The sequence below is a fragment of the Microcoleus sp. Aus8_D2 genome, assembly GCF_036702665.1.
In the GTDB taxonomy this organism is placed as follows: Bacteria; Cyanobacteriota; Cyanobacteriia; order Cyanobacteriales; family Microcoleaceae; genus Microcoleus.
On sequence record NZ_JAUBUN010000024.1, the window covers coordinates 74,364 to 92,147 of the forward strand.

A 17,784-nucleotide genomic window follows, 5' to 3' on the forward strand; every position below is an offset into this window, starting at 1 on the left:
GATCAGGCAAGATTATGATTCTTTACCATGTTTTTGACTGCCAGATTTTCTACGACAATGATTTGGTTCTCATCGACTATCTTACGGGATAGTTTATGCCGGAAATCTTCGCGGACTCTAGCGATTCTGGCGTGGACTTTAGCAACAGCCAATTTAGCCTTACGTCGCTTATTGGTCGTCTGATCTTTCTTGCGAGATAGCTTCCTCTGTTTGCGCTTCAAGTTGCGTTCGTGCTGCTTGAGATGTCGAGGATTCTGGTACTTCGAGCCGTCAGAGTTGACAGCAAAGTCAAGTAGCCCAAGGTCAATCCCAATAGCTTTGCCCTCTTTGTTGGTAGCTGGCTTATCAATACCATCGTCCATCAATAGCGAGGCATAATAACTACCGTCAGGCATCTTAGACACCGTAACAGTTTTTACATGACCAACCAATTTACGATGAATTTTAGCTTTGACTATTCCCAGATTACCAGGGAATTTAATCTCCTCAGCACCCAAAATTTTAACGTTTTGTGGGAATTGAATCGATTGCTTGCCGTGGCGTTTCTTGAATATTGGGTATGCAGTTCGACCATCAAAGAAGTTAATAAACGCTTGAGATAGATTCAAGACCGAAGACTGAAGGCATTGAGAATAACACTCTTTGAGCCATTCAAACTCAGTCTTCCAGATCGGGAGCTGTTTCTTCATCGTGAAAGCAGAGATCCCTTTCCCAGTCTCTTTGTAGGTTTGGGACATGGTAGCCAACGACTGATTCCATACCCAACGGACACAGCCAAAAGCTTGCGCTAGATGGCTTTGCTGTTCCTCGCTGGGATAGATTCTGACTTTGACTGCTTTTAACACACTGTTATTTATCGCCACAGGCAGACCTATGATAACACGAAGGCAAAGACAAGACAAGGGCGAAGATTTGTTCGGCAGCGAGTCCATCCGTCTGTTTGCCGAGAGCGACGAAGAGTCGGATTGCAGACGGATGGAATCCATCTCTCACGCGCGAAATAGCATCCACGCGCGAAGCGAGTACGCTATCGCGCGAGGGATTCGAGTCTGTCAAGCTCAAATTTTGGGAGATCCACAACGATTGTCTGTCGGGGGCTGGTACCCGTTTTTGGGCAATGTCAACGCGGAGAGGGCCCTCTTGGGAAAGTGTCCGAGGGTCTTGCTTCCGGTTTGATTTTTGTGCAAGTGCCGATCGATTTCCGCATCCCAACCGTCGGTTAAAATTTTAAAATAATCATTAATACCAGTTCAAAAAAAGAATGCAACAGTAAGCACGCAATCTAAATCCCATATTTATCAATCATTCCCAATTCTTCAATTCCCAAATCTCAAATCTCAAATCTCAAATCTCAAATCTCAAATGGTATCACTTGTCGGTGGATTTTGAATGCTATGAGTTATGACCCCCGTTTTGACCGCTACAGATCGCCGAATTTTAAACGCCCAAAACCGTCGGGCGATCGCACTTGGTGGGGCAAACAAGCTAAACCGAGAGTTTCTGGCACGAATGGTCGATCGCCACAACAGACGGCTCCACCTTGGTCAGGGCCACCGCTGGAGCGTTTAAAACGCAGCAAGTTCCGCTTGTGGGCTGTGTGGGCGGTGTTGATGCTGGGGGGGCTGGGGCTGGCTGTGAATTTGTTCTATTTGCAGGTAACGCGCGCTCCGGCGCTGCGCAAACAGGCTCTTGAACAGCAAACTCTCAAAACTAAGCCGTTTGTGCCCAGACGCCCGATAGTTGACCGCACAGGGAATGTTTTGGCGATCGACCGACAGGTGTACACCCTCTACGCTCACCCGAAGTTATTCAAGCACTCCAAGGCCGATATTGCCGCTAAATTGGCTCCGATGCTGCCGATCGATGTGGGCCCGGGCAATACGGCGGAAACTGAACTGCTGCGAAGGTTTAATCTCGCCGAAAGCGGCATTACCATTGCGGATTCTCTGGCTCAAGAGGTTGCCGATCGCGTGGGGCGGATGCAAATTAAAGATAGTCCGGTGGATGGGCTGGAGTTGGTGCGGCAGCAGCAGCGTTTTTACCCGCAGCAGGAGTTGGCGGCGGATATTCTGGGTTATGTGGATGGGGAACGCAAGGGACAGGCTGGGGTAGAGTACAGTCAGCAGAATTTGCTGGAACGCTCGATGCCGTCGATTCAATTTAGCAAGTCGATCGACGGGCATTGGCTTCCCGATCGACTGACGGCGGGTTTTGTGCAGCTTGATGACTTGAAATTGCAATTGACGATCGACAGTCGCTTGCAGCGGGCGGCCCGGATTGCTCTCAAGGAGAAAATGCAGAAACACGAGGCGAAGCGGGGCACGGTGATTGTGATGGATGCCCGCAACGGGGAGTTGCTGTCGGTGGTAGCGGAACCTTCCTATGACCCGAATCAATATTTTAATTTCGATTTGTCGCGCTATAAAAATTGGGCTGTAACTGATGTTTATGAGCCTGGTTCGACTTTTAAACCGATTAATGTGGCGATCGCCATGGAAGCCGGTGCGGTCAAACCTAACAGTGTGTTTAACGACGAAGGTCGGATTTATATCGATGTCTGGACTATTCAAAATTCCGATTACCAATCAGCCGGCGCCCGCGGCCCTTCCACTGTTACGGAGATTTTGAAACATTCTAGTAATGTGGGGATGGTGCACATAATGAGAACGATGAAATCTTCTCTTTACTATCAAGCTTTAGAAAAACTAGGACTCGGACAAACTGCGGGAACTGATTTACCTTTTGAAGTAACCAGTCAGCTCAAAAATCGAGAGCAATTTATTAATTCGCCGGTGGAATCTGCTACTACGGCTTTTGGGCAGGGTTTTTCGATTACTCCGATGCAGTTGGTACAGCTTAATGGGGCTTTGGCTAACGGTGGCAAGTTGGTAACTCCTCATGTTGTGCGGGGACTTTTCGATCGGGAAGGGCAAGCTTATTGGAAGCTGCCGAGGCCTGTTCCGAAGCAAGTTTTTTCGCCGGAAACGACTAAGCAGGTTTTGGAAATGATGGAAACTGTGGTTGATGGTGGTACCGGGAAAGCTGCACAAATTCCAGGGTATCGGATTGCTGGGAAAACGGGGACGGCTCAAAAAGCTAATGCTGGTGGGGGTTATTCTAAGGCGGCGATTATTACTAGCTTTGTGGGGATTATGCCTGTGGAGAATCCTCGGTATGTGGTGCTGGCGGTGATTGATGAGCCGAAGGGTGGTTCGGGGGGAATTGTGGCGGCGCCGATTGTGGAGTCGGTGATGGAGGCGCTGATTTCGATCGAGAAAATTCCGCCCAGCAAGAAGTAGCAAGCGCCGTTAAAGAGACATAATTGCCGTAGGGGCGGGTTCACCTTTGTCTCCTATCGAGCGAGAGAGCTTGTAAACCCGCCCCGACTCGATATTGCGGTCAATTTACCCCTACACGATCTTAATTCATCGCCGCTAAATTGATGCGAACAAAATCTTGTCGGTGGGTGGGGGCGGGTCGATCAATATTCTGGTTATTCAGCAGATATCTGGGCGATCCCGCCCCTTGTCTCTTAAAAGAGTCAGGCGATCGTACCGACAAGTGGGCGATCGTACCGACAAGTGGGCGATCGTACCGACAAGTGGGCGATCGCTAGCAAACTGAATCTAAAGAAACAAGGAAAGTTTCGTGCAAATGGTTCTTTGACACTCCCCCGCTATCAAGGCTGGGGGATTCTTGGTTCGCAGGGATTCCAACGAATTTACCCTCACGCCTGCATCACAGGCGGTATGCCCTACGGCTGCAAGTCCTCTAATTAGGACTAAAGCGTGCTGCTGCTACATCTCTATCTGTTGTATAGCCACAGCTTGAGCATGAATGAACGCGCTCTGACAGATATTTCTTGCCTGTTTCAACGCCACAGTTAGGACAAATCTGACTTGTTTTGTGGGCGCTAACTTTCTGGAAATATACGCCGTGCTTAAAGCAGGCTTGTTCTAAAATTGTGAATAATTGACCCCACCCCGCGTCTAAACAATGTTTACCTAACATTGCCCTAGACAACCCAATCAAGTTCAAGTCTTCAACAAAAATCCTGCCCGCATTTTCGCAGATTTGGTGAGCTAATTTCCAGTGCCAATCCTTCCGGCTATTAGCTATGTATTCGTGTACTTTTGCAACTTTTCTAGGAGCTTTTTTCCAATTATTTGAGCCGAGCTTTTTCCGACTAACACGCTGTTGCAGCAATGTTTTCGCTTGCGTTGTGCGTCAAGAAAAAACCGCTGGCGCTTGACTAAAAGCCCGTTATAAGTTGTAATAAAATTAGTTATACCGACATCAATACCTAACGCTTCACCGCGAGGCATTGCGCTAGGGACTGACACATCCCATTGCCAGGTCAACATCACATACCAACCGCTGGTTCTGCGAACTATCCTTGCTTGTTTGACCGTTGCACCATCGGGGATAGGACGTGATTGATGGAACTTGACTAAACCGATCTTAGGAAGCTTAACTGCTTGATTTTGAACTGGGTTAGCTCCCAACTGCGGAAAAACAAAAGAGCGCATATTCCCTACTTTTTTAAAGCGGGGGAAGCCGTGGCGAGAGATCCCACATACTGACAAAAGCTTTTTCCAGTCTTTTCAGTGTCTGCTGCAAAACCTGCGATTGTACTTGTTTTAATGCAGTGCTAGTCTTTCTGTAGATAGTTAGAGTATTGCACTGACTGGCATAGGTTGGTCGCTTTGTCTCGTGCCGAGAATGATGAACTCGGAACGGATAGAGCAAGCGTTGATTTGACAGCTACGAGACCCAAACCAATGCTTGCGCTGGGCCAATGCGTAGTTATATACGCGACGGCATTGCTCTAGCCAATCTTCAAATATGGCTATTTGTTTTGCTGTTGGCTTGAGTTTAAATTCGTAGGTCAGGTTTAACACTTGCTTTGTTCTCCTACTCTATCATAGCATACTTTTACAAACCGTCAGGACGCTTGATAAAGAATTAAAGCCGTCAAGCTTATGACGGGGATCCTACCCCATTTTTTCCGGTAAATGCAGCTAATAGTATTCTTGCCACTTTCTCTTGCGGTTAAAGTCTGTGGAGCGAACGTAAGACCCGATCGACATATAGCGGTTCTCGGAAAGATGAGGTATTCACCAATTAATTAACAATTACAAAATTACAAAATTACAAAATCCTCCAATCCCCCAATCTCAAATCGAAAAATGGAAAATGGAAAATCTCAACTTGTACCTCATCTATCTGAGACTCGGCTATACGTCTGATGGCGGTTGCCATGAAGCAGAAAACTCTCAGAAGTGATTCTGGGAATCTCATTCTCTGAAAGAGATGAGAGTGGTTATATCACATAGTTTATAAAAAGTCAAGGATATTTTGGGAAAAATATAAATTTTTCAATTTGTTTTAATATTTCTATACTTAGATGTTAGGCGTTAGCAGTAAAATCACAGCTTGACCGCCAGCAAGGCAATAAGATTGGCTGCTGTGTCGGCAAGGGCGCGCTGCCGCCGTGGTAGGATGAGCAATCAAAAATGTATCCAAATGTAAAGTGCAGCGCCGCTCTAGGTTTTGAAAGCCATTTAGTTAAAAGATTCAGGTAGGTAGTTTTATGCCCGCGACCGTCCCCTTTGAACAGATTGACCGGATTGTTTGGAATCAGCACCACGATCCCTTTGAAGTGCTAGGCCCCCACGCGATCGAAGAAAATGGCAAAAAAGTCTGGGCCGTCCGAGCTTATCTGCCGAATGCGGATCAAGTATCGGTAGTTTTGCCCGAGGCGAGGGCCGAATACCCGATGAAATCAGAGCATCACCCTCACTTTTTTGAATGTACGATCGACACCCCAGAACTAGCAAACTATCAACTGCGGGTCAAAGAAGGGGAACACGAACGCTTTATCTACGACCCCTACGCCTTTCGATCGCCCAAACTCACAGAATTTGACCTTCACCTATTCTCAGAAGGCAACCACCACCGGATTTACGAAAAACTAGGGGCCCACTTCACCGAAGTAGACGGCATTACAGGAGTATATTTTGCAGTTTGGGCTCCGAATGCCCGCAACGTATCAGTATTAGGCGATTTTAACTATTGGGACGGCCGCAAACATCAAATGCGGAAATCGCAAAACGGGATCTGGGAATTATTTATTCCGGGACTATCCTACGGAACTCACTACAAATACGAAGTGAAAAACCAAGACGGACATCCCTACGAAAAGTCCGATCCCTACGGTTTCCAGCAAGAGGTACGGCCCAAAACAGCCTCAATTGTCACCGATTTAGATACCTACACTTGGCACGACAGCGCTTGGATCGAACAGCGGCGGCACACAGACCAACTAACGCAGCCGGTTTCGGTTTACGAATGCCACATCGGTTCTTGGCTGCACGCAGCTAGTAGCGAACCTGCCGTACTGCCAAACGGCGAAATAGAACCAGCAGTGGCAGTTTCCGAACTGAATCCGGGCGCGCGGTTTTTGACTTATCGCGAATTGGCCGATCGGCTGATTCCCTACGTCAAAGATTTGGGATTCACTCACATCGAAATGTTGCCGATCGCCGAACATCCCTTCGACGGTTCCTGGGGTTATCAAGTAACAGGCTATTTCGCCCCAACATCCCGCTACGGGACACCCGAAGATTTCATGTATTTTGTTGACCAGTGCCACGCCAGCGGCATAGGCGTACTGGTAGACTGGGTGCCGGGACATTTCCCCAAAGACGGCCACGGTTTAGCCTTCTTTGACGGAACTCACTTGTACGAACACGCCGATCCCCGCAAGGGCGAACACAAAGAGTGGGGAACCCTAGTATTTAACTACGGCCGCAACGAAGTGCGGAATTTCCTAGTTTCAAATGCCCTGTTCTGGTTTGACAAGTATCACATCGACGGGATTCGCGTAGATGCCGTAGCCTCGATGCTGTACTTAGATTACTGTCGCGAACCCGGAGAATGGCTGACCAACCAGTACGGGGGCCGCGAAAATATCGAGGCGGCAGATTTTCTGCGTCAGACAAATCACGTCATTTTTAGCTATTTCCCAGGCGCATTGTCGATCGCCGAAGAATCTACCTCTTGGCCGATGGTATCTTGGCCAACCTATGTAGGCGGTTTGGGCTTCAACCTCAAGTGGAACATGGGTTGGATGCACGATATGCTCGACTACTACCACATGGACCCGTGGTTCCGCCAGTTCCACCAAAACAACATCACTTTCAGTATGTGGTACAACCACAGCGAGAATTTCATGCTGGCGTTGTCCCACGATGAAGTCGTCCACGGCAAAGCCCACATCATCGGCAAAATGCCAGGGGACGAATGGCAAAAGTTTGCAAACGTGCGCTGTTTGTTTACTTTTATGTTTGCTCATCCCGGCAAGAAAACCATTTTTATGGGGATGGAGTTCGGCCAGTGGCAAGAATGGAACGTTTGGGGCGATTTGGAGTGGGATTTGCTGCAATTTGAGCCACACCAAAAGTTGAAGCTATTTTTCAAGGATTTGAACCATTTGTACCGCAGCGAAACGGCACTTTACAGTCAAGATTTTGCTGAGGATGGGTTTGAGTGGATTGATTGCAGCGACAACCGGCACAGCGTGGTGGCCTTTGTGCGCCGCTCGAAGGATGGCGAGGAGTTTGTGGTGACGGTGTGCAATTTTACGCCACAGCCGCACTCTCACTATCGCGTCGGAGTGCCGGAACCGGGTTTCTATACGGAGTTGTTTAACAGCGACGCGCGGGAGTACGGTGGCAGCAATATGGGGAATTTGGGAGGCAAGTGGACTGATGAGTGGTGGTTCCACAACAGTGCTTATTCGATCGATTTGTGTTTGCCGCCTTTGGGTGTGTTGATTTTCAAGATCGATCGCGCAAAAACAGCAGCAAAATCTCAAGAGTTTTAAGTTGTGACAGTTTTGAGTTAAAAATCAAAACTTGATTAAACCTCAAACTTTCAAGGTATTCAGCAACCCGGTTTCTTTAAGCAACCGGGTTATTTTTGTAACTCCATATAGCAATTTTTCTTGTTTGAAAAAGAGAAAAATGGGCACGTGAAATAGCGGTTTTCTACTTTTTATTTGGTTCAAATTCACCACGCCAGACAGGGCTGGCTTTTATAGCACCCTAGCAACTCAATCGGTGTCCAATCCCCAATCCCCAATCCCCAATCCCCAATCCCCAATCCCCAATCCCCAATCCCCAATCCCCAATCCCTTATGCCCTATGCCCTATGCCCTATGCCCACCCTTCGACTTCGCGAGCGGGCAAGATGCCCCATGCCCCATGCCCCATGCCCCATGCCCCATGCCCAATTTTCAATTACGAGTATCGGAAGCGCCAAGATTATAAGAAACTTTAGACGGCTCAACTGTTACAACTTCCGAAATAGACTGTTCCTCCACGGCGTCTAAATTTGGCAGCGGCATATGCTTCATTTCCCAAACTTTTAGTAAAATTAAATATTCATAAAAAGCTTGTAGCGTGCACCAAGCCAATCCAGCTTGACCGTCAAGAAATCCGCCGAGTAAAATATACATATAGAAAAAGCGCACCACAGGCCGCAAAGGCAAACGCAAAGAAAAGTCTTTCAAAGCGCGCCGCCTTTCTACCTCCGACGCGCCAAACAATAAATCCCACCAATTTACTTGACCGGCTGCTAATTGGCGGAGAGTTTCAGCCGCCTCGTCAGTCGAGTAGCGGTTGTGCTTTTCTATCCAGCGAGAAAGACCTTTGCTGCAAGTATAGTGAGGGTAGGTTTCCTTCAAAAAGTGAGTCGGGCCGTTGCAGACTTCCCGTTCAGTGTGACCGTAGTCAGTAAACCACACTCGGTCTTTGCGAAACAGGCGCATTTGATAGCGGGGATATTGAGTGCTGCGACGAATCCAGCGCTCCATAAATATTACTTTTTCGGCTACGTAATAGCCGATATATTCTTGACTTGCGATCGCCTTTAAGCATTCAGCAAACAGTGCAGGCGTCATCCGCTCGTCAGCTTCGAGGATGTAAACCCATTCGTACTTGCATTCTACTTCTTGGAGCATCCAAGTCCGCTGGCGTCCGTGAGTTTCAAAGCGGTGCTGCACTGTTTGCACGGGATAGTTCTGCACAATCTCAAGGGTGCGATCGCTGCTGAAAGAATCAACTACAATGATATCGTCACAAAGCAGTGCCGATTCAATGCAAGCGGCGATATCAATCTCTTCGTTGTAAGTCAGAATATAAATTGAGAACATTCCCAGCTTTCAGTAAGGGCAAACTATCAGGCCAATCAAGTATTTATTTCTCAGGGATGTCTCGACTTGCACGCTTAGAGCGATGGCGTCGGTCAGTCGATTTTAGATTTTCCATTTTTCGATTTTAGATTTACAAGGGCAGATGAATCACCGGAGCTTGAACTTGGGTCTAAAATTTCGATCTCTGTAGGACGATTGTCGCGGGCTTGTATCCGTTGTTGGGTGGGTCAATTTTTGCGGTGGCCGAACCGCAGAATTCCGATACTTCTGAGTCCAGTCCAACCAACTGTAATGTAGCCGATCGCTAACAACAAACTGTTGATTCCGGTCTGCAAACTCGAATTTCTCGATCGAGTTCTCAACTCTTTCTCTTTTTGTTGCTTGCGGGTGCGAATCTCGTTGCGAGCTTGATTTGGCAGTTCTTGGGCTTGCTGTTCCAGGAACTTGTCCAGGGCTTTCGAGTCATTTTTCGACTCCTGAAGCACAGCTTTCAATTCCTTGGGAACATCTGGACTCTTGAGTGCTTGTTGCAGCTTCCCGTCGTCTTGCAGCAGGGCGCCTATCTGGCTGCGGCGCTGGCTTTTGAGCTGTTCTACCTGAGCTTTAAACTGCTCGCTTTTAATTTGCGCCTCAAGTTGAACTTCCGCTTGTCCCGCTTCTTTATCGACTTGAGCCAGAGCATCCTTAAGTTCCAAACGAGTATTGTTGAGGTGGACGGGAACCAGCAACAGGTAAATTAGCCCTAACAAGCTGGAAATCAACAGCGCCCAGAATCGCAAATCAACCCAAACATTGCGCCGCTCAATAGAGACTCCACTGCTGCTGTCCACCCAAAAGCCCGTCATCAGCAGGGCGATACCCATCAAAGGAATAATCCCCCGGTCAACTATCTGAGTTGCTGCGGCAAGCTGCCAGCCTCGATTGCTCATGTCGGAGATTTCTCCCGGCAGTGACAGAACAATGCAGTCAAGCAAAGCAGAGAGAATCAAGATAATCCCGACTACTTTGAGAGTTCGAGCAGCTACTGAAGAAAATTGACGGCTGTTAGTTGCTTTCATAATTCCTGTTAGATAATTCTACAGCGTTAGATTCAACGAAATTTTGTTTAATGAGTTAACTGGTGGGAAAGCTGATACCATTTTCGATGTTCGATGTTCGATTTTCGATGGGAATCACTGATTCCATAAGGGTTTGGAAGCTCGCCTACAGTTTCATTTTTTTGGGGAACGGGTATGAGTTTCCCGGACTCGCTGGTTGCTTCGCTTGGGGGCCATCGGGCGGCCTGCATCACGCCATTCCAGAGGTTCAGTCCCTTGCTTGGTGGAAACAGGAGTCTTGAATGTGAAAACGGCTGCTGAGAGGGGAAACTCCGCAGACGAATCAAACCGTCCCCGATTCGATCGGTTTGGAAGCCCCAACAAGAGGCGAGGCTGGTTGGGTACTTCACGTTATTTTCCACCAAAATAGCTCGATCGGGTACTTGCCTAGAATTTCCCCTGGGTTTTCACAGGCTGCGCTGGCGCCGTAGTTGGGCCAAGTTGCTGCACTGGTTGGTATGCAGAGTTTGGCACACACAGGAGGCTGTGCGCTCCCGCCGGAGGCTGTGGAGCTTTGTCAAGATAGCGCCCAGAAACGGCAGCAAGCAACTGCTAGCCTCTTCTATAGTCTGACGAATGCTGGGTACAGATGAGTTCTGCACGCTTGAGTTCTAGCTTGTAACTAGGTTTCGCTCGCGCGGCAGTGTCAGAAATAGACACAGGAGGGTAACGTTTAGGTGGTTTCACCCCCGACATCTCCGGCCTGCCAGATGCCGTGGCACAAAATCCCCTGTCTTATAGTAATTGATCTCACAGAGAGCTGGAATAAATAATTGTTTCCCAACGTTTTTCACCTTTTATTACCAACAGCACTGCACGGAAGTCAGTCGATTTGAGATTGGGGCATTGGAGATTTTAGATTTACTGTCGCGTTGAATCTCGGAGCAGGAACAGGAGTCTAAAATTTTGGGCTGCTGGCGACGAGTGTCGTTCATAAGTATCCGTTTTTTGGCGGGTCACAGATTCAACATTAGCTGTTTTGTCGTTTTTCCTTCTGTTTGCCCGATCGCGAAGCCAAAGGGCATTCTTGGGATCATCTCACGAGAGAGTAAAAAGCATTTTTGTTTGAGTGCGAGCATGAGCTCGCTCTCGCTACATATATAAGCCCGTGCGAGTTCCCGACAGCACTACAAAAGCTTGCACGCTTGATGCTCCCGCATTTTTGCTTGTTCCTTCTTGGCGTAGAGTGACCAATTACTAATTACCAATTACTAATTGCTAACTACTAATTAGTGGCCGATCGAGCGATTGATTGTTCAAGGGCAAAGGTGCAAGTCCTCACATTTTTTGGTAGGATGATTCATCGCTGTTCAAATTTGCTGGTAATGACTGCAATGATTTCTGGTGTTTACACGTTGAGAGAACTTGAAAGATCGATCGCATCCGATCCGGATAATTGGCGTCCGATCGTGTTTACTAACGGGTGCTTCGATCTCCTGCACGCGGGTCACGTCCGCTATTTGCAGGCGGCAAAAAGTTTGGGGCGATCGCTCGTGGTGGGCTTGAATAGCGACGTTAGCGTGCAAGCTATCAAACCGCAGCAGCCGGGATTCCCGCCCCGCCCGATCGTACCGGAAGCCCAGCGAGCGGAAGTTTTAGCCGCCCTCAAAGCAGTAGACGCTGTAGTGATTTTTTCCGAGATTACAGCAACTAAACTGATCGGCATCCTGAAGCCTGATATATACGTTAAAGGAGGCGACTATCAACGGGAAACTCTGCCGGAAGCACCGGCGGTTATCGCCGGAGGTGGCAAGATTTCCTTGATCGAAATAGAAGTTCCGAGTTCTACCAGTGCGATCGTCAAACGCATTTTGCAGTTAGGTACTTAACCCTCGATCCCAAACAGCAAACAGTGAGCTAAACTCAGAAGTTGCCCCATCAAAAAATACGCTTGGTGCGATCGCTCGTACAACTTCATCCCAATTGCTAAGCAGGAGATAATTTTAATGGAACTCACAAGCAATAACACGATCGCGGCAATCCTCGAAACAAACAAAGCAGAGCTACTAGCAGACTGGCTCAAAGAACTGCAAAACACCGGGCTGCGGCGGGACGACTTGATGAGAGCCAAAGAATTGCGATCGGAGTGTCAAGAGTTCCTGCAATTGCTGCAAATAGCAGTGCAGCACGGCAACTTTAGCGACATCCAGACGCCCGAATGGGAGAATATGCGGCTGTTGCTGGCAGAAGTTTCGCGATCGCGCGTTCTGAGGGGCTTTACCCCCTCAGAGATCGCGAGTTTTATTTTATGCTTCAAAAAGCCATTGTTCGATCGGCTTTGTCGCGAATTGACACAAAACCGCGACGCACTCGTCGAACAACTTTGGCTGTCCACCAGCTTATTAGACCAGCTCGGTCTTTGGGTGACAGAAATCTTTCTCAAAGCTCGCGAAGAAGTCATCGAACGCCAGCAGCAAGAAATGCTCGAATTGTCAACACCCGTAGTCAAACTTTGGCAAGGTATTCTCGCTTTACCAATGATTGGAACTCTTGACAGCGCCCGCACTCAAATAGTCATGGAAACTCTGTTGCAGGAAATCATGGAAACCGGCTCAGAATTTGCGATTTTAGACATTACAGGCGTGCCGACTGTTGACACTTTAGTCGCTCAACATTTATTGAAAACTGTAGCCGCCGCCCGGTTGATGGGTACTGAGTGCATCATCAGCGGCATTCGCCCGCAAATCGCTCAAACCATAGTTCATTTGGGAGTTGACTTGCAAGATATTCTGACAAAAGCGACTTTAGCAGATGCTTTTAAAGTCGCTTTGCAGCGCCAAGGTTTAACTATAAAAAATCTTAAAGAGGAAAGATAAAATTGGGGAATGGGGAATTGGGCATCTTGCCCGCTCGCGAAGTCGAAGGGTGGGCATAGGGCATGGGGCATGGGGCATGGGGCAAACAGGGAATTGGTAATTGGTAATTGCTCGGCCGTGTAGCTTGCTTAATCGAGAACCGCTATATTGTGTTCTGGCATAAAGTTTATTTTATTCAAAGCTCCAAGAGAGATAAATTTATGGAACGGATTCCGATCCTGCAAATGGGAGAATTTTTGCTAGTAACAATCCAAGTGGATATGCACGATCGCTTAGCCATGACGCTGCAAGATGACCTGACTAACCGCATCGTCAAAACAGGCGTCAAAGGTGTTTTAATAGAAATCTCTTCCCTGGAAATCGTAGATTCTTTTATCGGTCGCATTCTCAACAATATCGCTACCATGTCGCGAATTTTAGATGCTGAAACAGTTGTGGTGGGGATGCAGCCCGCAGTTGCGATTACGCTCGTTGAATTGGGGCTTTCGCTGACCGGAGTTCGGACAGCTTTAAGTGTTGAAAAGGGCATGAATATGTTGCGAAAATCCTTGGTTTTTTCTCCGGATGCGGAAGTGTAAGCCATAAATTGTCCCGTGAATTAGGCACAGGAAATAATACCATTTTAGATGTGAGATTTTAGAGGGTAATGACAAACTGCATCAGGCTTGGGAGTTGCCGAGAGTTGCTTTTATTAAATGGGATCAATAAACCTGGTTGGTTTGTAGATACCTTGTTAACCAACTCAAGATTTATTGGAAGAAACGGAGTTGATGAGGCTAAGATAATTTATGAAAAATAATGCAACTGTAGAGGATATCCAAACCCTAAGATTCATGAGTCATTCCCAATTCTAAAATTTAAAATCTCAAATTTAAAATCTCAAATCTTAAATGGTATAAATCATATCTTTTGTGGAGAAGTTCTATTGTAGTAGATTAGCCGCCATGTCAAAACGTGAGACACTAGAAATTCGATCGTCCTCCGATATAGTCCACGTTCGACAGCAAGTGCGAAGTAGGGCTGTAGCAATGGGATTCGGCTTAGTAGACCAAACGAAAATCGTTACCGCAGCCAGCGAACTCGCCCGCAATACTGTAGACTACGGTAAAGGGGGAACTGTGACTCTCGAAACGCTGCAATCAGGTAGCCGCAAAGGACTGCGGCTGATATTTGAAGACAAGGGCCCGGGAATTCCAGACATCGAATTGGCTATGACTGACGGTTATACTTCTAATCATGGTTTGGGTTTGGGGCTCAGCGGTTCTAAGCGGTTGATGCACGAATTTGAGATTGTTTCCCAAGTGGGTAAGGGGACTAAAATTGCGATCGTCCGTTGGCGATGAGTCGGGAGAGGGGGAGATGGGGAGAGTGGCGAGAAACCGGGTTTCTACGAGTTTTGTGTTTTGTAACGATAAATCTAGGAAGAAATCGGGTTTGTGAGGTGTCACCGAACTAATTACTGCTGACTCGTTAGGGGAGAGAAACCGGGTTTGTGAGGTGTCACCGAACTAATTACTGCTGACTCGTTAGGGGGGAGAAACCGGGTTTCTACGAGTTTTGGGTTTGGTGACGATAAATATTCTAAGAAACCCGGTTTCTGAGGTCACGACAACAAGTGACCAATGACCAGCCTTCGGCTACGCGAGCGGCTAAAATGACCAATGACGGCAGGACCAATGACGGCAGGACCAATGACCAATGCCCAATGCCCAATGCCCAATGACCAATGACCAATGACTAATTCCTTTTTAAATGCGCGCCACCTTAAGATTAGAACTACAAGATAATGATAAATGCCGTAGCCCTGCCCGTAACAGAAGAAAGTCAAGTCGGAGAAGCGCGGCGCATCGCTGTAGCCCTCGCGGCTGAAGTCGGATTTAACGAGACCGATCGCGGTAAAGTGGCAATTGTCACCACCGAAGCAGCAAAAAACCTGGTCAAACACGCCCGCGAAGGAGAACTTTTGCTGCAAACCGTAAAAACAGCGGCAGGATATAGCATTGAAATAGTAGCGCTAGACCGGGGGCCGGGAATGGCAAATGTCGGCCAGTGTCTGCGGGACGGTTTTTCGACTGCGGGAACTCCGGGAACTGGACTCGGCGCTATTAAACGCCTTTCTAGTTTTTTTGATATTCATTCTGTACCGAAACTGGGGACAGCTTTGTTAATGTGGCTTTCCTCAACCCAGCATCGCCGGGAAGCATCCCAAACCAGCAATTACTTGGAATTTGGGGTCGTTCACTTGCCGAAAGCAGGAGAGCAAATTTGTGGCGATTCCTGGGCGGCTGAAGATCGCGCGGGCAAAAATCTGATTTTAGTTGCTGACGGGCTCGGCTACGGGGTTTTGGCCCAGGAAGCGTCGCAGGAAGCGGTGCGGGTATTTCGGGAAAATGCTAAACTGGGGCCGAAAGGAATTTTGGAGAAGGCGCACGCTGCTTTAAAAAATACCCGAGGAGCGGCTGCTGCGATCGCGCGAATCGATCGTACCGAAAAAACAATTTGTTTTGCCGGAGTTGGTAACATTACTGGTGTAGTGTTCACAGATAACCAAAGCCGCAGCATGGTTTCCTACAACGGCACTGTTGGACATCAGATGCGAAAAGTAGCAGAATTTGTCTATCCTTGGTCGCCGCATTCCCTGCTAATCCTGCACTCCGACGGTTTGGCGACGCAGTGGGATTTAAACCGCTACCCAGGTTTGGCGGCGAAACATCCGGTTTTAATCGCAGCCGTACTCTACCGAGACTTCAAACGCACTCGCGATGACATGACAGTTGTGGTAGCTAAGGTAAGACAACCAGTTTGATAGCAGTTCCCAAAAAGTATGAAATTGTAGCCGAGCTCTAAACCATGATAGTCATCAGTGATTCCCCGATCGAAAATCGAACATCAAAAATCAAAATTATACCTGTTACCAAAATAGCTAGGACGGCTAAGATGCCCATTCCACCAGAAAAAATGATGTTTGTGCGACTGGCATCTTGCTCGTCCCAAATGTTGATTGCAAGGACTTTTGCAAGAGGTATAATGGCATGATTTACCCAATCCTGACCACGGAAGTTCGCTTTGAACAAGACATCGTACAAGTCCGCCAAAGAGCTCGCCAAATCGGCGCGTTGTTGGGATTCGACTCCCAATCACAAACCCGAATCGCGACAGCAGTTTCCGAAATTGCCCGCAATGCTTTCAAATATGCAGGCGGTGGCAAAGTAGAATTTATTGTGGAAGGGGAATCGCCGCAAGTTTTTCGGACTCGGATTTCTGACAGCGGGCCGGGAATTGCGGATTTACAGACTGTGTTGGGCCCCAATTTTCGATCGCAAACTGGTGCGGGAATGGGTTTAGCAGCGGCAAAACGGTTGATGGATGAGGTGCAAATCGACTCCGCGCCCGATCGCGGAACGGCTGTACAATTGATTAAACAGTTTTCTAAGCAGATGCCTGCGCTGAGTGCGATCGAACTAAACAAATTACTTGATAAACTAGCGCGCCAAATTCCCGAAGATCCCTATGCGGAAATTCAGCAGCAAAATCAAGAATTGCTACGCACTTTAGACGAACTCCGCCAGCGTCAAGAAGAACTCGTACAATTAAATCAAGAACTAGAAGACAGGAATCGCGGAGTCGTCGCACTTTACGCGGAATTGAACGAAAAAGCCGAATCTCTCCAGCGAGAGGGCGAACTCAAAACCAGCTTTCTCTCCAACATGAGTCACGAGTTTCGCACTCCGCTAACCACAATTCTCAGTATTTCTGAAATCTTGTTAAATCGCCTCGACGGAGAACTTTCACCCGAACAAGACAAACAACTAAATTTTATTCGCAAATCCGCTGAATCTCTCGCAGAACTTGTCAATGACTCGTTAGATTTAGCCAAGGTGGAAGCTGGAAAAGTAACTGTGCGCGTGGCTGAGTTTGAAGTCGAAGATTTGTTCAGCGCGCTGCGGGGAATGATGCGCCCCCTGCTACCGCAAAAATCGCCCGTAAGTCTAATTTTTGAAGCGCCTCTGGAACTTCCAACCCTTACTACCGATGAGGGAAAAGTTGCTCAGATTTTGCGGAATCTGATTTCTAATGCGCTGAAATTTACCGAAGCGGGAGAAGTCCGAGTTGCGGCCGAAATAAGAAAGGGTGGAATGGTTACTTTTTCTGTTGCTGATACGGGTATTGGTATTCCGTCAGCCGACCAAACGCGGATTTTTGAAGAATTTGTCCAAGTGGAAAATCACTTGCAGAAGGGCGTGAAAGGTACGGGATTGGGATTGTCTCTGTGTAAAAAAATGGCGGAATTTTTGGGAGGAAGTATTGAAATTAAAAGCTCGCCCGGGGTGGGTGCGACTTTTTTGGTGAATTTGCCGATCGCCTATGCAGGAGATTCAGCAGTATCTGCGGAAATTTCCGCAGATCCACCAGAGGAAACAGGGGGGGCTTTTGCCAATTCTCAACCTCCGGCGCGCGATCGGACACCAAAAGTTTTGATTGTCAAGGAGCAAAAGAGTTTTTCGGTATTTGCTGAAAGACTTGCTACCAGAAATTCATTGTACTGCGACGGGCGGCGCCAACGATGGTGAAGTCCTAACCGTGGGGTGCCTCGCCATGCAACATCTCTCAAAAAAATTGACAATTTTATAGCGACGCACCAGTGCGATCGATC

15 protein-coding genes are annotated in these 17,784 nt (G+C 47.9%); 8 read left to right on the forward strand and 7 right to left on the reverse strand.

Annotated features, from left to right (window positions below):
• Positions 1-2: 2 nt before the first annotated feature.
• Positions 3-845 carry an RNA-guided endonuclease InsQ/TnpB family protein gene (locus QUB64_RS19430; RefSeq protein WP_333273693.1) on the reverse strand — a complete coding sequence of 281 codons (843 nt, stop codon included), beginning with the start codon at positions 843-845 and terminating at the stop codon, positions 3-5.
• A 549-nt stretch (positions 846-1,394) separates the two neighbouring features.
• Between QUB64_RS19430 and QUB64_RS19435 the strand changes: the two genes are divergently transcribed.
• Positions 1,395-3,299 carry a peptidoglycan D,D-transpeptidase FtsI family protein gene (locus QUB64_RS19435; RefSeq protein ID WP_333273696.1) on the forward strand — a complete coding sequence of 635 codons (1,905 nt, stop codon included), beginning with the start codon at positions 1,395-1,397 and terminating at the stop codon, positions 3,297-3,299.
• Positions 3,300-3,771: 472 nt separating this feature from the next.
• On the opposite strand, the gene QUB64_RS19440 is transcribed toward QUB64_RS19435, so the two are convergent.
• The 3 genes from QUB64_RS19440 to QUB64_RS19450 form a co-directional block, all read right to left on the reverse strand.
• Positions 3,772-4,206, reverse strand: a complete 435-nt coding sequence (locus QUB64_RS19440) for an RNA-guided endonuclease InsQ/TnpB family protein (RefSeq protein WP_333273698.1) — start codon at positions 4,204-4,206, stop codon at positions 3,772-3,774.
• Complete coding sequence (locus tag QUB64_RS19445) at positions 4,116-4,529, reverse strand: hypothetical protein (RefSeq protein ID WP_333273788.1); 414 nt, start codon at positions 4,527-4,529, stop codon at positions 4,116-4,118. The genes QUB64_RS19440 and QUB64_RS19445 overlap by 91 nt, the downstream gene beginning before the upstream one ends.
• A 141-nt stretch (positions 4,530-4,670) precedes the next feature.
• Entirely contained in the window at positions 4,671-4,901 is a 231-nt protein-coding gene (locus QUB64_RS19450) for a helix-turn-helix domain-containing protein (RefSeq protein WP_333273702.1), read from the reverse strand.
• Between the two features lie 692 nt (positions 4,902-5,593).
• Here QUB64_RS19450 and glgB point away from each other — a divergent pair.
• On the forward strand, positions 5,594-7,888 hold the full coding sequence (glgB, locus tag QUB64_RS19455) for a 1,4-alpha-glucan branching enzyme (protein WP_333273704.1): 2,295 nt from the start codon (positions 5,594-5,596) through the stop codon (positions 7,886-7,888).
• Positions 7,889-8,299: 411 nt separating this feature from the next.
• On the opposite strand, the gene QUB64_RS19460 is transcribed toward glgB, so the two are convergent.
• The 3 genes from QUB64_RS19460 to QUB64_RS19470 all read right to left on the reverse strand — a co-directional run bounded on the left by QUB64_RS19460 (position 8,300) and on the right by QUB64_RS19470 (position 10,916).
• Positions 8,300-9,217: a glycosyltransferase family 2 protein gene (locus tag QUB64_RS19460; protein WP_333273707.1), complete on the reverse strand. Its 918-nt coding sequence runs from the start codon at positions 9,215-9,217 to the stop codon at positions 8,300-8,302.
• A gap of 227 nt (positions 9,218-9,444) precedes the next feature.
• On the reverse strand, positions 9,445-10,275 hold the full coding sequence (hpsJ-B, locus tag QUB64_RS19465; RefSeq protein WP_333273710.1) for a hormogonium polysaccharide biosynthesis protein HpsJ: 831 nt from the start codon (positions 10,273-10,275) through the stop codon (positions 9,445-9,447).
• 446 nt (positions 10,276-10,721) lie between these two features.
• Positions 10,722-10,916: a hypothetical protein gene (locus QUB64_RS19470; RefSeq protein WP_333273712.1), complete on the reverse strand. Its 195-nt coding sequence runs from the start codon at positions 10,914-10,916 to the stop codon at positions 10,722-10,724.
• Between the two features lie 732 nt (positions 10,917-11,648).
• Here QUB64_RS19470 and rfaE2 point away from each other — a divergent pair.
• The 6 genes from rfaE2 to QUB64_RS19500 all read left to right on the forward strand — a co-directional run bounded on the left by rfaE2 (position 11,649) and on the right by QUB64_RS19500 (position 17,701).
• Positions 11,649-12,143: a D-glycero-beta-D-manno-heptose 1-phosphate adenylyltransferase gene (gene rfaE2 / locus QUB64_RS19475; protein WP_333273785.1), complete on the forward strand. Its 495-nt coding sequence runs from the start codon at positions 11,649-11,651 to the stop codon at positions 12,141-12,143.
• Between the two features lie 117 nt (positions 12,144-12,260).
• Positions 12,261-13,130 (forward strand): STAS domain-containing protein, encoded by an 870-nt coding sequence (locus tag QUB64_RS19480; RefSeq protein WP_333273715.1) that lies wholly within the window; start codon positions 12,261-12,263, stop codon positions 13,128-13,130.
• Positions 13,131-13,330: 200 nt separating this feature from the next.
• Entirely contained in the window at positions 13,331-13,708 is a 378-nt protein-coding gene (locus tag QUB64_RS19485) for an STAS domain-containing protein (protein WP_333273718.1), read from the forward strand.
• Positions 13,709-14,074: 366 nt separating this feature from the next.
• Entirely contained in the window at positions 14,075-14,473 is a 399-nt protein-coding gene (locus QUB64_RS19490) for an anti-sigma regulatory factor (protein WP_333273721.1), read from the forward strand.
• Positions 14,474-14,916: 443 nt separating this feature from the next.
• Positions 14,917-15,936, forward strand: coding sequence for an ATP-binding SpoIIE family protein phosphatase (locus QUB64_RS19495; protein ID WP_333273724.1), 1,020 nt, complete (start codon positions 14,917-14,919; stop codon positions 15,934-15,936).
• Positions 15,937-16,162: 226 nt separating this feature from the next.
• Positions 16,163-17,701, forward strand: a complete 1,539-nt coding sequence (locus QUB64_RS19500) for an ATP-binding protein (RefSeq protein ID WP_333273726.1) — start codon at positions 16,163-16,165, stop codon at positions 17,699-17,701.
• Positions 17,702-17,784 lie beyond the last annotated feature (83 nt).

Bases quoted from the DNA above. Each gene is read 5' to 3' on its own strand.
- QUB64_RS19435 (WP_333273696.1), top strand. From the start codon at position 1,395: ATGAGTTATGACCCCCGTTTTGACCGCTACAGATCGCCGAATTTTAAA.
- QUB64_RS19445 (WP_333273788.1), bottom strand. From the start codon at position 4,529: ATGCGCTCTTTTGTTTTTCCGCAGTTGGGAGCTAACCCAGTTCAAAAT.
- glgB (WP_333273704.1), top strand. From the start codon at position 5,594: ATGCCCGCGACCGTCCCCTTTGAACAGATTGACCGGATTGTTTGGAAT.
- QUB64_RS19460 (WP_333273707.1), bottom strand. From the start codon at position 9,217: ATGTTCTCAATTTATATTCTGACTTACAACGAAGAGATTGATATCGCC.
- hpsJ-B (WP_333273710.1), bottom strand. From the start codon at position 10,275: ATGAAAGCAACTAACAGCCGTCAATTTTCTTCAGTAGCTGCTCGAACT.
- rfaE2 (WP_333273785.1), top strand. From the start codon at position 11,649: ATGATTTCTGGTGTTTACACGTTGAGAGAACTTGAAAGATCGATCGCA.
- QUB64_RS19480 (WP_333273715.1), top strand. From the start codon at position 12,261: ATGGAACTCACAAGCAATAACACGATCGCGGCAATCCTCGAAACAAAC.
- QUB64_RS19485 (WP_333273718.1), top strand. From the start codon at position 13,331: ATGGAACGGATTCCGATCCTGCAAATGGGAGAATTTTTGCTAGTAACA.
- QUB64_RS19490 (WP_333273721.1), top strand. From the start codon at position 14,075: ATGTCAAAACGTGAGACACTAGAAATTCGATCGTCCTCCGATATAGTC.
- QUB64_RS19495 (WP_333273724.1), top strand. From the start codon at position 14,917: ATGATAAATGCCGTAGCCCTGCCCGTAACAGAAGAAAGTCAAGTCGGA.
- QUB64_RS19500 (WP_333273726.1), top strand. From the start codon at position 16,163: ATGATTTACCCAATCCTGACCACGGAAGTTCGCTTTGAACAAGACATC.